Source organism: Streptomyces sp. NPDC093097, assembly GCF_044754325.1.
In the GTDB taxonomy this organism is placed as follows: Bacteria; Actinomycetota; Actinomycetes; order Streptomycetales; family Streptomycetaceae; genus Streptomyces.
The window spans coordinates 148187-163032 of record NZ_JBIVOW010000009.1 but is presented as its reverse complement, the minus strand read 5'-3'; the positions used below and the strand labels follow the sequence as shown (position 1 = coordinate 163032).

Here is a 14846-nt window from a genome sequence, read left to right as displayed (position 1 = left end):
CCCACTGCGCGGCGGCACCGACCCCTGATCCGTCGCCCGACCACCGCCCCTCGACGGCGCCGCTGCGCGGCGGCACCTCGTACCGCGCCCGGCGCCGCACTGCCGCAACCCCTACCAGCAGGTACCCTCAAGCCGATATGAGCAGCGAGACCTCCTCCCACAAGCCCCGCGTCGCCGTCGTGTTCGGCGGCCGCAGCTCCGAGCACGCCATCTCCGTGGTCACCGCCGGAGCCGTGCTGGCCGCCATCGACCGCGACAAGTACGACGTGCTGCCCATCGGCATCACGACCGACGGACGCTGGGCGCTGACCGCCGACGATCCCGGGCGGATGGCGATCACGGACCGGAGGCTGCCGAGCGTGGCCGAGCTCACCGAGGGCGGCGACGGCACGGTGACGTTCTCCGCGGACCCCACCAGCCGCGAGGTCGTCTACAGCGAGCCGGGCTCGGTCCCCAAGGCGCTCGGCGAGGTCGACGTCGTCTTCCCCGTGCTGCACGGCCCGTACGGCGAGGACGGCACGCTCCAGGGCCTGCTGGAGCTGTCCGGGGTGCCCTACGTCGGCTGCGGTGTGCTCGCCTCGGCCGTCGGCCAGGACAAGGACTACATGAAGCGGGTGTTCACCTCCTTCGGGCTGCCGGTCGGCCCGTACGAGGTCATCCGCCCGCGCGAGTGGGAGAACGACCCCGCCGCGGCCCGCAAGAGGATCGTGGACTTCGCCGGCGAGCACGGCTGGCCGCTGTTCGTGAAGCCCGCCCGGGCCGGTTCGTCCATGGGCATCAGCAAGGTCGACGACCCGGCCGGGCTGGACGCGGCCGTGGAGGAGGCGCGCCGCCACGACCCCAAGATCATCGTGGAGTCGCTGCTGCGCGGCCGCGAGATCGAGTGCGGGGTGCTGGAGTTCGAGGACGGCCCGCGGGCCAGCGTGCCGGCCGAGATCCCGCCGGTCACCGCGCACGACTTCTACGACTTCGAGGCCAAGTACATCGACTCGGCCGCCGGTGTCGTGCCGGCGCCGCTGACCGCGGAGCAGACCGCCCGCGTCCAGGAACTGGCAGTTCAGGCCTTCGAGGCGGCGTCCTGCGAGGGCCTGGTCCGTGCGGACTTCTTCCTCCAGGACAACGGCGAGTTCGTGATCAACGAGATCAACACGCTGCCCGGTTTCACGCCCATCTCGATGTACCCGCGGATGTGGCAGGAGAGCGGCGTCAGCTACCCGGAACTGATCGACCGGCTCCTCCAGGCGGCGCTGCGCCGCTCCACCGGCCTGCGCTGAGCGCGGCATCGGGGGCGGGCGAACAGATCCCCTAGGGGATGCGCGCGCCCCCTGCGGGGCCCCAACGCGGGCGGGCCGGGCGGTATTCCGGATCCGGGGGCCGGGAGCATCCACGGCGCTTCGGCTCCCCGGTGCTTCGGTTCCCCGGCTCCCGGGGCACCGGCTACACCCCGGCCGGAATGGACTTCTTCACCGCGTCCGCGAGGTCGGGCAGCACATTGACCTCGGGGGCGTACTTCCCCGGCACCGTCACCTCGACGTTGACCTTCCGCAGCACCGTCGTGAAGCGGTAGCCGTCGTCCTGCTTCTCGAAGAGCCACTGGACGCCGTCGACTTCCGCCGAGTTGGTGTCGGGGTTGTAATGTTCACTCCCGTGTCTGAGCACCTCCGGCTTGGGCACCCCGCAGCGCAGCTCCACGGCAGGATCGCCCCATATGGCAGTGAAGTCCGAGACCGGCTCGGCGGTACCCCGTGTGAGCCCGTCGACGGTCCGCGGCAGGTTCTGGTGGAGTGCCCGGCAGGCCCGCGCGGCGTCGCCCGTGGGGGAGGGCGGTGCGACCTGCGGGGCGGACGAGCAGCCCGCCACCGCGCACACCGCGGTGAGCAGGGGCAGAGCGGCCAGGTACCGGCGATTCGCGCGTATCATCCGGCCGAGCATACGGGGGAGCTAGAGATGGACCACCGGGCAGGTGAGCGTCCGCGTGATGCCTTCCACTTGCTGGACCTTCGCGACCACCATGCGACCCAGTTCGTCGACGGTGTCCGCCTGGGCGCGCACGATGACGTCATAGGGACCGGTCACGTCCTCGGCCTGGATCACGCCGGGGATCTCCGCGATCACCTGCGCCACCGCCGAGGCCCTGCCGACCTCGGTCTGGATCAGGATGTAAGCCTGTACCACGGAACCTCCAGGACGGCTACGAGGATCATGTGGGAAGAAGGGACGCCACGGTACCGCGTCACCAGGCGGAGCGGGGAGACCCGCGCGGTGAACACGGCCGGTGGGGCGCAGTCGTCAGCCACGTACGGACCGTCCGTACACATGGGAAGGGCAACAGCATGAAGGGCACCGTGGGCGAGCTGGGGGAGTTCGGGCTTATCAGAGAGCTCACCGCCCGGCTCACCTCCACTCCCGCCGTACGGATCGGGCCGGGTGACGACGCCGCAGTGGTCACCGCGCCGGACCGCAGGGTGGTCGCCAGCACCGACGTCCTCCTCGAAGGACGGCACTTCCGCCGCGACTGGTCCACCGCCTACGACGTCGGCCGGAAGGCCGCGGCGCAGAACCTCGCCGACATCGCGGCGATGGGCGCGGTGCCCACCGCGATCCTGCTCGGCCTGGTCGTCCCCGCCGAACTCCCCGCGACCTGGGCGACCGAGCTGATGGACGGGCTGCGCGACGAGTGCCAGGTGGCCGGCGCCGCGGTGGTCGGCGGGGACGTGGTCCGCGGCGACACCATCACCGTCGCCATCACCGCCCTCGGCGACCTGCGCAACCAGGAGCCGGTGACCCGGGGCGGCGCCCAGCCCGGCGACGTGGTCGCGGTGACCGGCTGGCTCGGCTGGTCCGCCGCCGGCCACGCCGTGCTCTCCCGCGGCTTCCGCTCCCCGCGCGCCTTCGTGGAGGCCCACCGCCGCCCCGAACCGCCGTACCACGCCGGTCCGGCCGCGGCCGCGCTCGGTGCCACCGCCATGACCGACGTCAGCGACGGACTCGTCGCCGACCTCGGGCACATCGCCGAGGCCAGCAAGGTCCGCATCGACCTGTGGTCGCCCCGCATCGACATCCCCTCGCAGATGTCCGATATCGGCACGGCGGTCGGCGTGGACCCGATGCAGTGGGTCCTCAACGGTGGTGAGGATCACGCCATCGTGGCCACCTTCCCGCCCGACGTGAAGCTGCCCGCTCGCTGGAAGGTGATCGGCGAGGTCCTCCACCCCTCGGCGCTGCCGCAGGTGACGGTGGACGGCGCCCCCTGGGTCAAGGCCGGCTGGGACCACTTCGGCGACAACGGGGACGCCGAGTAGATTCGCGGCATGCAGACACCCCCGCGCGTGCTGACCGTCGCCGGCTCCGACTCCGGCGGCGGGGCCGGCATCCAGGCCGACCTGAAAACGATGCTGGCGCTGGGCACCCACGGCATGAGCGTGCTCACCGCCGTCACCGCGCAGAACTCCCTGGGCGTCCAGGGCGCGTGGGAGCTGCCCGCCGAGGCGGTGCGCGCCCAGTTCCGCAGCGTCGTCGACGACATCGGCGTCCAGGCCGTCAAGACCGGGATGCTCTCCTCGGCCGTGCTCGTGGAAACCGTCGCGGAGCTGCTCGCCGGCCTCACCGCCCCGGTCGTCGTCGACCCCGTGGGCATCTCCAAGCACGGCGACGCGCTGCTGGCAGCCTCGGCCCTGGACGCCGTCCGCACCAAGCTGCTGCCCACCGCGACGGTCGCCACCCCCAACCTCGACGAGGTCGCCCGGCTCACCGGCGTCCGCGTGCACACCGCGCAGGAGATGCGGCGGGCCGCCGACGCGGTCCTGGCCTTCGGGCCGCGCTGGGTGCTGATCAAGGGCGGCCATCTGCCGGCCGACGCGGCCGACGCCGCGGGCAGCGCCGTGGACCTGCTCACCGACGGCAGCGCGGAGCACTGGCTGCGCGCCCCCCGCCACGGCAACCAGCACACCCACGGCACCGGCTGCACCCTGGCCAGCGCCCTCGCGGCCCGGCTCGCCCTGGGGGACACCGTCCCGCAGGCCGCCGCGGCGGCCAAGGAGTACGTCACCGGCGCGCTCGCGGCCGGCTTCCGACTGGGCGCGGGCATCGGCCCGGTCGACCACGGCTGGCGGCTGCGCGGCGCCCGCTGACCGCGGCCGGGCCCCAGGGCGGGCGGCCCTGCCCAGGGCAACGGCAGAAGCCGGCCCACCCATGAGGTGGACCGGCTTCACAAGCAACCGGCGGGGCTGCGCTACGGCTAAGGCGTCAGCGCGAGACCTTGCCGGCCTTGATGCACGAGGTGCAGGCGTTCAGCTTCTTCGGCGTGCGCCCGACCACTGCACGCACCGTCTGGATGTTGGGGTTCCAACGACGGTTGGTGCGGCGGTGCGAGTGCGAAACACTCTTGCCGAAGCCCGGCCCCTTGCCGCAGACGTCGCAGTTGGCAGCCACGGGTCACTCCAAAGACTTCAGATGCACTTACGGTGAGAACCGGTCGGGTCGAGTGCATAGCCGTGCCGACGCCGACAGGAGGGGAAAAGGCCCGATTTTCATCGGGCAACCGGAGCAGCATACAACGACCGCTCCTGCAGGACGAAACTACCACGCACCCTCCGGCCCCCGCCCCGGCCCCCGGTCCCGGCCGCGACTACTGTGCGGGTGCATCCCGCGACCCAGGAGGACGATGTGCCAAACCCGCTCGACGCCACCGCGGTCCGCGCCTGGTGCGGACTGGCCCTGGAGGCGCTCGGACGGGAACGCGAGCGGATCGACGCGATCAACGTCTACCCGGTCGCCGACGGGGACACCGGCACCAACCTCTACCTGACGCTGGAGTCGGCCGCCCGCGCGGTCGAGGCCGCCTTCGACGGCCATGCCTCCGCCGGCACCGCGCCCGTCCTCGCCGACGCCGTCGGCGCCATGGCGCACGGCGCCCTCATCGGGGCCCGCGGCAACTCCGGCACCATCCTGGCCCAGCTGCTGCGCGGCATGTCCCAGGAGCTGGCGGGCGCCCCGGTCGGCGGGAGCGGCGCCGCGGACGCCCTGCGCACGGCGCTGCGGCGGGCCGCCGCGGCGGCGTACGAGGCGGTGGCGCACCCCGTGGAGGGCACCGTGCTGACCGTGGCGACGGCCGCCGCCGAGGCCGCCGGGACCGCGGCCGCCGAGCCCGCCGCGGTCGCGCGGGCCGCCCACCAGGGCGCCGCGGAGGCGCTGCGGGCCACCCCGGGGCAGCTCGCGGTGCTGGGCCGGGCCGGAGTGGTGGACGCCGGCGGCTGCGGGCTGGTGGCCCTGTTGGGCGCGCTCGCCGACGCGCTGTCCGGGGAGGTCACCGCCGCCCCCGTCGCCGTGGGGGCCGGTGCGGCGCTGCCGGTGGCGGGCGGGTGCCGGGTCGCGGGCCAGGAGGCGGACGGCGGCGCCGACCCGCACGCCGGCGGCCCCGCCTTCGAGGTGATCTACCTGCTGGAGGCCGGGGACGCCGAGGTGGCCAGGCTGCGCGGCCGGCTCGACCGGCTCGGCGACTCGCTGGTGGTGGTCGGCGGCGACGGCCTGTGGAACGTGCACGTCCACGTCGACGACGCGGGGGCCGCGGTGGAGGCCGGTATCGAGGCCGGCCGGCCGTACCGGATCCGGATCACCCACTTCGGCGCGGGCCCCCGGGCCGCGGAGCCCGAGCCGGCGGCCCGGGCCGTGGTCGCGGTGGTGGCCGGCGCCGGGCTGGCCGGGCTGTGCGAAGAGGCCGGCGCGACCGCTGTGAGCGTCCGCCCCGGGGAGCCGCCCGCCAGCGGTGAACTGGTCCAGGCGATCCGGCAGGCCCGCGCCCGTGAGGTGATGCTGCTGCCCAACGACCCGGAGCTGCGGCACACCGCGGAGGCCGCGGCCGAGCAGGCCCGGGCCGAGGGCATCCGGGTCGCCCTGATCCCCACCCGCTCCGCCGTACAGGGCCTCGCGGCGCTGGCGGTCCACGAGCCGGGCCGCAGCTTCGACCAGGACGTGGTCGCGATGACCGCCGCGGCCGGCGCCACCCGCTACGCCGAACTGGCCGTCGCCGAGCACCGGTCCTGGACGATGGCCGGCGTCTGCCAGGCCGGGGACGTGCTCGGGCTGATCGACGGCGACGTCGCGGTGATCGGGCCCGACCTGGCCCGCACCGCGACGGCGGTGCTCGACCGGATGCTCTCCGCGGGCGGCGAACTGGTCACCCTCGTCCTCGGCGCGGACGCCCCCGCCTCCCTCGCCGCACACCTGGAACGGCACGTCCGGGAACGCCATCTCGCGGTGGACACGGTCGTCTACGCCGGCGGCGCCTACGCGGCGCCGCTGCTGATCGGCGTGGAATAGCGCGCACCCGGCCGCTATCCGCCGCCCGGCAATTCCTCCCGGAAGGTAATTCCCGACCGCGGAAAACGGCGGTGGTGGCTCGTTGTCAGTGGCGTGGTGTGCAATGGAACGCGTGGCAGCGCTCGACGAACCCCTGAAGAAAATCCTCGGTGGCACCACCGCGAAGGTGCTGGCCGAGCACCTCGGCCTGGAGACGGTCGGCGATCTGCTGCACCACTATCCGCGGCGCTACGCCGAGCGCGGTGAGCTGACCCGGCTGGCGGACCTGCCGCTGGACGAGCACGTCACGGTCGTCGCCCGGGTCGCCGACGCCCGCGTCCTCACCTTCAACCACGGCCGCGGGCAGCGGCTGGAGGTGAACCTCACCGACGGCAGCGGCCGCCTCCAGCTGGTCTTCTTCGGCCGGGGCAGCCACAAACCGCACAAGGACCTGCTGCCCGGGAAGCGCGCGATGTTCGCCGGCAAGGTCTCGGTCTTCAACCGCAAACTCCAACTGGCCCACCCGGAATACGAACTCCTCGACCGGGAGGCCGACAGCGGCGCCGTCGACGCCTTCGCCAACCAGCTCATGCCGATCTACCCGGCGTGCCAGCAGATGGCCTCCTGGAAGATCGCCAAGGCGGTCGACGCGGTGCTCCCCAGCGCCCAAGACGCCGTCGACCCGCTGCCCCCGGCGCTGCGCGAGGGCCGCGGTCTGGTCCCGCTCACCGAGGCGCTGCTGAAGATCCACCGCCCCGGCACCAAGGCCGACATCGCCGACGCCCGCGCCCGGCTGAAGTGGGACGAGGCGTTCGTCCTCCAGGTCGCGCTCGCCCGCCGCCGCCTCGCCGAGACCCAACTCCCCGCCGTGCCACGACAGTTGATCCCCGGCGGCATCCTCGACGCGTTCGACGCCCGGCTGCCGTTCACCCTCACCGAGGGCCAGACGAAGGTCAGCCGGGAGATCTTCGACGACCTGGCCACCGAGCACCCGATGCACCGCCTCCTCCAGGGCGAGGTCGGCTCCGGCAAGGCCCAGCCGCTGGACGCCCTGGTGCTCACCCCGCGCGGCTTCCGCCCCATGGGCGCGATGGCGCCGGGCGTCGAAGTGGTGGTGCCCAGCGGCGAGACCGCCCTGGTGGACGGGGTGTTCCCGCAGGGCGAGCGGGAGGTGTGGCGGCTGGTGCTCTCCGACGGCAGCACCGTGGAATGCGACGACGAGCACCTGTGGATCGTCTCCTCCCGCGCCACCGGGGAGTGCGTACGGACCACCCGCGAGCTGCGGTCCCGCCTGCTGGACGACGACGGCCGGCCGCGGTGGTCGATCGCCCCGGCCACCCCCGTGGATCTCGACGACGGAGGCCACCGGCCCCTGGATCCCCACGCGTTGGGCCGGACGCTGGGTGCGGGCGGCGCCGGCCCGGCCGGCCGCACCGTCCCCGACGCGTACCGCAACGCCCCCGTCAAGGACCGCCGGGCGCTGCTGCACGGCCTGCTGGACGGCGGCGGCGAGCGGCGCGGCACCGACGGGGTGTTCCGCGCCGGCCCGGCCCCGCTGGCCGCCGATGTCGCCTGGCTTACGCGTTCGCTGGGCGGCACGGCCCGGATCGCTCCGGCCGGTGACGGCGCCGCCGCCGTCACCGTGAGGCTCCCGGGGGACGGCGCAGGCGGGGCGGACTTCCGGCGCGCCGTCACCGCCGTCGAGCACGTCGGCCGCAGGCCCGTCCAGTGCATCAGCGTCGCCCACCCCTCGCGCGCCTATGTGACCGACCACTTCACGGTCACGCACAACACCATGGTCGCGCTGCGCGCCATGCTCGGCGTCGTCGACAGCGGCGGCCAGGCGGCGATGCTCGCGCCCACCGAGGTGCTGGCCCAGCAGCACCACCGCTCCATCACGGAGATGATGGGGGAACTCGCCGAGGGCGGCATGCTGGGCGGCGCGGAGCAGGGCACCAAAGTGGTGCTGCTGACCGGCTCGATGGGGGCCGCGGCCCGCCGCCGGGCGCTGCTCGATCTGGTCACCGGCGAGGCCGGCATCGTCATCGGCACCCACGCCCTGATCGAGGACGTGGTGCAGTTCCACGACCTCGGCCTGGTCGTCGTCGACGAGCAGCACCGCTTCGGCGTCGAGCAGCGCGACGCCCTGCGCTCCAAGGGCAAACAGCCGCCGCACCTGCTGGTGATGACCGCCACACCGATCCCGCGGACGGTCGCCATGACCGTCTTCGGCGATCTGGAGACCTCCGTCCTGGACCAGCTCCCCGCCGGACGGTCGCCGATCGCCAGCCATGTGGTGCCCGCCAAGGACAAGCCGCACTTCCTCGCCCGGGCCTGGGAGCGGGTCCGGGAGGAGGTGGCCGCGGGCCACCAGGCGTATGTGGTCTGCCCGCGGATCGGCGACGACGAGGACGACGGCGCGGCCAAGGGGAAGGCCGCCAAGGGGAAGAAGGCCAGCGGCGCCCAGGAGGAGCCGAGTTCACCGGAGGACCTCGCCGAGAAGCGCCCCCCGCTGGCGGTCCTCGACATCGCCGAGCAGCTGCGGACGGGCCCGCTCGCCGGCCTGCGGGTGGCGGCGCTGCACGGCCGGATGGCCCCCGACGACAAGGACGCGGTGATGCGCCGGTTCGCCGCCGGCGAGTTGGACGTCCTGGTCGCCACCACCGTCATCGAGGTCGGGGTCAACGTCCCCAACGCCACCGCCATGGTGATCATGGACGCGGACCGCTTCGGCGTCTCCCAGCTCCACCAGCTCCGCGGCCGGGTCGGCCGCGGCTCGGCGCCCGGCCTGTGCCTGCTGGTCAGCGAGATGCCCGAGGCCAGCCCGGCCCGCGCCCGGCTCGCCGCGGTCGCCGCCACCCTCGACGGCTTCGAGCTCTCCCGCATCGACCTCGAACAGCGCCGCGAGGGCGACGTCCTCGGCCAGGCGCAGTCCGGCGTCCGCTCCTCGCTGCGGATGCTCGCGGTCATCGACGACGAGGAGGTCATCGAGGCGGCCCGCGACGAAGCCACCGCCCTGGTGGCCGCCGACCCCGAGCTGACCGGCTGCCCCGAGTTGCGGACCGCGCTGTCCGCCCTGCTGGACGAGGAACGGGAGCAGTACCTGGACAAGGGCTAGGGCGCCCTGGCACCGCCCTACGGGCAGACGGCAGGAGTGCGGTGCCAGGCCTTAGGCCCTCGGCCGAACTCCCCCCGCCCGTCGTGAGAACGATCACGGGCGGGCGGCGCCCGCGAAGGGTCCGCCCCGTTGGAGACGGACATATCGTGGGGAGGACGGTGCCCGCCCGGGCCCCGCCCCCGAACCACGCTCAACGTAAGGACGGGCCCATGACCCGCGTGATCGCCGGCACGGCCGGCGGCCGCCGCCTCGCCGTACCACCGGGCAACGGCACCCGCCCGACCTCCGACCGGGCCCGCGAGGGGATGTTCTCCACCTGGGAGTCGCTCGACGGCCCGCTGGCCGGCGCCCGGGTGCTCGACCTCTACGGCGGCTCCGGCGCGGTCGGCCTGGAGGCGCTCTCCCGCGGCGCCGCGCACGTCCTGCTGGTCGAGGCCGACGCCCGCGCCGTCCGCACCATCCGGGAGAACGTCAAGACCGTCGGCCTCCCCGGCGTCGACGTCCGGGCCGGCAAGGCCGAGCAGATCGCGGCGACCCCGGCCCCCGGCGAGCCCTACGACATCGTCTTCCTGGACCCGCCCTACGCGGTCACCGACGACGACCTCCGGGAGATTCTGCTCACACTCCGTGGTCAGGGGTGGCTTGCCGCGGAGGCACTCGTCACCGTGGAACGGAGTACCCGCGGCGGCGCGTTCGCCTGGCCGGACGGATTCGAAGCGATCAGGGCCCGTCGCTACGGCGAGGGGACGCTTTGGTACGGTCGCGCCGCTTCGGCGTCCGCCGAACCGACGTCAGCAACCGTGTCATGAACGGACCGGAGAGCGAGGAGACCAAGTTGCGCCGCGCCGTCTGTCCGGGGTCCTTCGACCCCATCACCAACGGGCACCTGGACATCATCGCCCGGGCCTCCAAGCTGTACGACGTCGTCCATGTCGCCGTCATGATCAACAAGTCCAAGCAGGGCCTGTTCACCGTCGACGAGCGGATCGACCTGATCAGGCGGGCCACCGCCGAGTACGGCAACGTCGAGGTCGAGGCCTTCCACGGCCTGCTCGTCGACTTCTGCAAGCAGCGCGACATCCCCGCCATCGTCAAGGGCCTGCGCGCGGTCAGCGACTTCGACTACGAGCTCCAGATGGCCCAGATGAACAACGGCCTCTCCGGGGTGGAGACGCTCTTCGTGCCCACCAACCCCACCTACAGCTTCCTCTCCTCCAGCCTGGTCAAGGAGGTCGCGGCCTGGGGCGGCGACGTCTCCCACCTGGTCCCGCCGTTCGTCCTGGAGGCACTGACCGAACGGCTGCGCAAGAAGTCCTGACCGCATCCCGGTGCGGAGGGGGCCGGCACACTTCTGACGGGTCGTCAGCATGTGTCGGGACGGGGGTTCCTGGCCGTACAGTCGTCCCGTTCCGTCCTTCCGATCCTGCAGAGAGTGGCGAGTCCAAGGTGGACGTCCAGAAGAAGCTCGACGACATCGTCCAGACCGTCGGCAGCGCCCGGTCCGTGCCCATGTCGGCCTCGTGCGTGGTCAACCGCGCCGAACTGCTCGCCCTGCTGGAGGAAGTGCGCTCCGCGCTGCCCGGTTCCCTGGCGCAGGCGCAGGAACTCCTCGGCGGGCGCGAGCAGATGGTGGAGGAGGCGCGCGCCGAGGCCGAGCGGATCATCGAGTCCGCGCACAGCCAGCGCGGTTCGCTGATCTCGGACACCGAGGTGGCCCGGCAGGCCCAGGACGAGGCGGACCGGATCCTGGCCGAGGCGCGCCAGGAGGCCGAGGAGGTCCGCGCCCAGGCCGACGACTACGTCGACAGCAAGCTCGCCAACTTCGAGGTCGTGCTCACCAAGACCATCGGCGCCGTCGACCGCGGCCGCGAGAAGCTGCTCGGCCGCGGTCCGGGCCTGGACGAGCAGGGCTTCGAGGACACCGAGGCCCCCGAGCGCAGCGCCGACCCGGAGACCCTCAAGCAGCGCGCCGACGCGTACGTGGACACCAAGTTCGGCGCCTTCCAGGCCGTGCTGACCAAGACCCTGGAGGCGGTCGGCCGCGGCCGGGACAAGCTCCAGGGCGCCCGCCCGATCGACGAGCTCGCCGCCCACCTCGCCGCGCAGAGCGATCCGCAGTCCGCCGCCCCGCCGCAGGCCGACGCCGACTACCTCGCCGGCCTGGCCGGCCTCCCCCCGGTCCAGGGCGACCAGCAGCCGCAGCCCGGCTACTACACCGACCAGGCAGCCGCCTACCAGCAGCCGGCCGACTTCGCCTACCAGCAGCCCGAGCAGGCCGCCTACGCCCAGCAGCAGGACCCCTACGGCTACGACTGGCAGCAGCCCCAGCAGCCGGCCGCCCAGGTGCCCGCACAGGGCTACGACGCGGCCGTCGGCTACCAGCCGCAGCAGGTGCCCCCGCAGCCCCAGCACGCCCCTGCCGCCCAGCCCGGCATCCTGGACGAGACCAGCCTCTTCGACACCAGCCTGATCAACCTCGACCAGCTGCGGCAGTACGAGGAGCGCCGCCGGTAGACCGGGTCCGGCCCCGCGCCCACCGGCCCGCGGCCGGGAAGGGTTGGGGCGGATTGGGCCTAACGGGGGTGGTCCAGTATCCTGGCTGTTCGGTCGCGTGTATGCCCGCGATCAACGCTGCCCGCACACCGGATCTCCGGCCGTGCGCGGCTGATACCGCAGTACAGAAAGCAGGAAAGCCTTGGGCGCCCGCCTCGACCACCGTGCCCCGCTCGTGTTCGACACACGCGAGCTGGGTCGCCGTCCCGGCACGCTCAAGCGGCTCTCCCGCACCGTCGAGGCCCCCGCGGACCTCGGCAACGAGGTCGTCGGAGCGCCCCAGGGCGAGCCGGTCGAGCTCGACCTCCGCCTGGAATCGGTCATGGACGGGGTGCTCGTTACGGGTACCGCCCGTGCGACCGTGAAGGGGGAGTGCGTAAGGTGTCTGGAGCCGCTGGAGCGCATGCTCGAAGCGGACTTCCAGGAGCTGTTCGCCTACCCCGACGCCGATGCCCGGACCACCGAGTCCGGCGACGACGCCGAGGACGAGGAGGACACGTTCTACATCGAGGACGATCTGTTCGACCTCGAACCCGTGCTGCGGGACGCGGTGGTGCTGGCACTGCCGCTGCAGCCGGTGTGCCGGGAGAACTGCCCGGGCCTGTGTTCCGATTGCGGGGCACGGCTGGCGGACGACCCGGACCACCACCACGACGCCGTCGACATGCGCTGGGCGGCGCTGCAGGAACTCGTCGAGTCCAACCAGGACCGCGAGAAGGACAACGAACCCCGCCTCGGTGGGGATGAACCTCAGGAGAAGTAGCCGTGGCTGTTCCGAAGCGGAAGATGTCGCGCAGCAACACGCGCCACCGCCGGTCGCAGTGGAAGGCTGCGGTCCCCACCCTGGTTGCGTGCGAGCGCTGCCAGGAGCCGAAGCAGCAGCACATCGCGTGCCCGAGCTGCGGCACCTACAACAAGCGCCAGGTCATCGCGGTCTGAGCGGCTGGTGACAGGCACTGTGTCTAGCCCCAAGAAGGCATCAGACGGCCAGACGTCACCCCGCAAGCGCGGCGACGAAACGGCACCGGCGGACACGGCCTCGTCCCTCTCGCTTCTGGAAGGGCGGCTCGGGTACACACTTGAGTCCGCCCTTCTGGTGCGTGCACTGACGCACCGCTCGTACGCCTACGAGAACGGCGGTCTGCCCACCAACGAGCGACTCGAATTCCTCGGGGATTCGGTGCTCGGCCTGGTGGTCACCGACACGCTGTACCGCATCCACCCCGACCTGCCCGAAGGCCAACTGGCCAAGCTGCGGGCCGCGGTGGTCAACTCGCGGGCGCTCGCCGAGGTGGGCCGCGGCCTCGACCTCGGCGCCTTCATCCGCCTCGGACGGGGCGAAGAGGGCACGGGCGGCCGGGACAAGGCCTCCATCCTCGCCGACACCCTGGAAGCGGTGATCGGCGCGGTCTATCTCGACCAGGGCCTCGATGCGGCCGGCGAGCTGGTACACCGGCTCTTCGACCCGCTCATCGAGAAGTCCTCCAGTCTGGGCGCAGGCCTCGACTGGAAGACCAGCCTCCAGGAGCTCACCGCGACCGAGGGGCTGGGTGTTCCGGAATACCTGGTCACCGAGACCGGTCCGGACCACGAGAAGACCTTTACTGCTGCCGCCCGCGTCGGTGGTGTCTCGTACGGCACCGGCACCGGCCGCAGCAAGAAGGAAGCCGAGCAGCAGGCGGCCGAATCCGCGTGGCGTGCGATCCGCGCCGCGGCGGACGAGGCGGCAGGGAAGACGCCGGACGGCGCCGACCCGGCTCAGGCTTCGGGCGACACCTCGTCGCCGACACACTGAGAACGACGCTTCTGACCCCTCCCGGACGGCCCCATCGGCCGCCCCGGGTGGGGTCAGAGGTCTTTTCCGACAGTCCTTTGCGACGCGCGGTCCTCATGACGCGGCGCCGAAGAGCGTGAGGAGCGCCCGTGCCCGAGCTGCCCGAGGTCGAGGTCGTCCGCCGTGGCCTTGCGCGCTGGGTCAGCGGGCGGACCATCGCCGCCGTCGAGGTCCGCCACCCGCGCGCCATCCGCCGGCACACCGCCGGCGCGGAGGACTTCGCCGCCCGGCTCACGGGTCTGCGGGTCGGCCCGGCCCGCCGCCGCGGCAAGTACCTGTGGCTCCCGGTGACCGGCGGCGGCCCGGCCGCGCAGAGCGCTGCCGAGGGCATCGCCCCGCGTCTCACCCCCGATGTCACCCACGGCCTGGCGATCCTCGCCCACCTCGGCATGAGCGGGCAGCTGCTGGTCCAGCCGCAGGACACCCCCGACGAGAAGCATCTGCGGATCCGGGTCCGCTTCGCCGACGCCGGCACCCCCGCCGAAGCCCGTGGCACCGAGCTGCGCTTCGTCGACCAGCGCACCTTCGGCGGCCTCTCGCTGCACGACACCGTGCCCGGCGACCCCGACCTGCTCCCCGACGTGATCGCGCACATCGCCCGCGACCCGCTCGACCCGGCCTTCGACGACGCCGCCTTCCACGACGCGCTGCGCCGCCGCCGGACCACGATCAAGCGCGCACTCCTGGACCAGACCCTGATCAGCGGCGTCGGCAACATCTACGCCGACGAGGCGCTCTGGCGCTCCCGGCTCCACTTCGACCGGCCGACCGCCACCTTCACCCGCCCCCGCACCGCCGAACTGCTCGGCCACGTCCGGGACGTGATGACCGCCGCACTGGCCGTCGGCGGCACCAGCTTCGACAGCCTCTACGTCAACGTCAACGGCGAGTCCGGCTACTTCGAGCGCTCCCTGGACGCCTACGGCCGCGAGGACGAACCCTGCCGCCGCTGCGGCACGCCGATCCGCCGCCGCCCCTGGATGAACCGCTCCAGCTACTTCTGCCCGCGCTGCCAGCGTCCGCCCCGGGCGCACTGACACACCA

The 14846-nt window shown here is 73.0% G+C and carries 15 protein-coding genes; 12 read left to right on the top strand and 3 right to left on the bottom strand.

All coding sequences use genetic code 11. The annotated features are described in order from the left end of the window. The first annotated feature begins 137 nt into the window (after positions 1-137). Positions 138-1274 carry a D-alanine--D-alanine ligase family protein gene (locus ACIQE0_RS17905; RefSeq protein WP_402333035.1) on the top strand — a complete coding sequence of 379 codons (1137 nt, stop codon included), beginning with the start codon at positions 138-140 and terminating at the stop codon, positions 1272-1274. A gap of 163 nt (positions 1275-1437) precedes the next feature. Here the strand turns inward: ACIQE0_RS17905 and ACIQE0_RS17900 are convergent, their stop codons facing one another. Together ACIQE0_RS17900 and ACIQE0_RS17895 are read right to left on the bottom strand one after the other, a co-directional pair. Beyond that, positions 1438-1920 (bottom strand): DUF3515 domain-containing protein, encoded by a 483-nt coding sequence (locus ACIQE0_RS17900; RefSeq protein ID WP_366330653.1) that lies wholly within the window; start codon positions 1918-1920, stop codon positions 1438-1440. A 21-nt stretch (positions 1921-1941) separates the two neighbouring features. After that, positions 1942-2175: an Lrp/AsnC ligand binding domain-containing protein gene (locus tag ACIQE0_RS17895; protein ID WP_366330652.1), complete on the bottom strand. Its 234-nt coding sequence runs from the start codon at positions 2173-2175 to the stop codon at positions 1942-1944. A 158-nt stretch (positions 2176-2333) separates the two neighbouring features. On the opposite strand from ACIQE0_RS17895, the gene ACIQE0_RS17890 reads away from it, so the two are divergent. Then, on the top strand, positions 2334-3302 hold the full coding sequence (locus ACIQE0_RS17890) for a thiamine-phosphate kinase (RefSeq protein WP_366330651.1): 969 nt from the start codon (positions 2334-2336) through the stop codon (positions 3300-3302). A gap of 9 nt (positions 3303-3311) precedes the next feature. Then, positions 3312-4130, top strand: a complete 819-nt coding sequence (thiD, locus tag ACIQE0_RS17885; protein ID WP_402333030.1) for a bifunctional hydroxymethylpyrimidine kinase/phosphomethylpyrimidine kinase — start codon at positions 3312-3314, stop codon at positions 4128-4130. A 115-nt stretch (positions 4131-4245) separates the two neighbouring features. On the opposite strand, the gene rpmB is transcribed toward thiD, so the two are convergent. Further along, positions 4246-4431: a 50S ribosomal protein L28 gene (gene rpmB / locus ACIQE0_RS17880; RefSeq protein ID WP_043266286.1), complete on the bottom strand. Its 186-nt coding sequence runs from the start codon at positions 4429-4431 to the stop codon at positions 4246-4248. A 234-nt stretch (positions 4432-4665) separates the two neighbouring features. Between rpmB and ACIQE0_RS17875 the strand changes: the two genes are divergently transcribed. The 9 genes from ACIQE0_RS17875 to mutM all read left to right on the top strand — a co-directional run bounded on the left by ACIQE0_RS17875 (position 4666) and on the right by mutM (position 14839). Beyond that, positions 4666-6318 (top strand): DAK2 domain-containing protein, encoded by a 1653-nt coding sequence (locus tag ACIQE0_RS17875; RefSeq protein WP_402333026.1) that lies wholly within the window; start codon positions 4666-4668, stop codon positions 6316-6318. 103 nt (positions 6319-6421) lie between these two features. After that, positions 6422-9415, top strand: a complete 2994-nt coding sequence (locus ACIQE0_RS17870; RefSeq protein WP_402333023.1) for a helicase-related protein — start codon at positions 6422-6424, stop codon at positions 9413-9415. A 209-nt stretch (positions 9416-9624) separates the two neighbouring features. Beyond that, positions 9625-10224 (top strand): 16S rRNA (guanine(966)-N(2))-methyltransferase RsmD, encoded by a 600-nt coding sequence (gene rsmD / locus ACIQE0_RS17865; RefSeq protein WP_402333020.1) that lies wholly within the window; start codon positions 9625-9627, stop codon positions 10222-10224. Next, entirely contained in the window at positions 10221-10733 is a 513-nt protein-coding gene (coaD, locus tag ACIQE0_RS17860) for a pantetheine-phosphate adenylyltransferase (protein WP_366330646.1), read from the top strand. The genes rsmD and coaD overlap by 4 nt, the downstream gene beginning before the upstream one ends. Positions 10734-10861: 128 nt before the next feature. Then, positions 10862-11929, top strand: a complete 1068-nt coding sequence (locus tag ACIQE0_RS17855; RefSeq protein WP_402333017.1) for a cell division initiation protein — start codon at positions 10862-10864, stop codon at positions 11927-11929. A 214-nt stretch (positions 11930-12143) separates the two neighbouring features. Next, positions 12144-12731, top strand: coding sequence for a YceD family protein (locus ACIQE0_RS17850; protein ID WP_366330644.1), 588 nt, complete (start codon positions 12144-12146; stop codon positions 12729-12731). Positions 12732-12733: 2 nt separating this feature from the next. Continuing rightward, positions 12734-12907, top strand: a complete 174-nt coding sequence (gene rpmF / locus ACIQE0_RS17845; RefSeq protein WP_016578620.1) for a 50S ribosomal protein L32 — start codon at positions 12734-12736, stop codon at positions 12905-12907. A gap of 7 nt (positions 12908-12914) precedes the next feature. Next, the gene (gene rnc / locus ACIQE0_RS17840; protein WP_366330643.1) at positions 12915-13763 is read left to right on the top strand and encodes a ribonuclease III; all 849 of its coding nucleotides are present in this window, start codon (positions 12915-12917) and stop codon (positions 13761-13763) included. Between the two features lie 128 nt (positions 13764-13891). After that, positions 13892-14839, top strand: a complete 948-nt coding sequence (mutM, locus tag ACIQE0_RS17835; RefSeq protein WP_402333012.1) for a bifunctional DNA-formamidopyrimidine glycosylase/DNA-(apurinic or apyrimidinic site) lyase — start codon at positions 13892-13894, stop codon at positions 14837-14839. Positions 14840-14846: the final 7 nt, after the last annotated feature.

Excerpts from the sequence above, each read along its gene's own strand:
- coaD (WP_366330646.1), top strand. The coding sequence starts at position 10,221 with ATGAACGGACCGGAGAGCGAGGAGACCAAGTTGCGCCGCGCCGTCTGT.
- ACIQE0_RS17890 (WP_366330651.1), top strand. The coding sequence starts at position 2,334 with ATGAAGGGCACCGTGGGCGAGCTGGGGGAGTTCGGGCTTATCAGAGAG.
- ACIQE0_RS17870 (WP_402333023.1), top strand. The coding sequence starts at position 6,422 with ATGGAACGCGTGGCAGCGCTCGACGAACCCCTGAAGAAAATCCTCGGT.
- rsmD (WP_402333020.1), top strand. The coding sequence starts at position 9,625 with ATGACCCGCGTGATCGCCGGCACGGCCGGCGGCCGCCGCCTCGCCGTA.
- thiD (WP_402333030.1), top strand. The coding sequence starts at position 3,312 with ATGCAGACACCCCCGCGCGTGCTGACCGTCGCCGGCTCCGACTCCGGC.
- ACIQE0_RS17905 (WP_402333035.1), top strand. The coding sequence starts at position 138 with ATGAGCAGCGAGACCTCCTCCCACAAGCCCCGCGTCGCCGTCGTGTTC.
- ACIQE0_RS17900 (WP_366330653.1), bottom strand. The coding sequence starts at position 1,920 with ATGATACGCGCGAATCGCCGGTACCTGGCCGCTCTGCCCCTGCTCACC.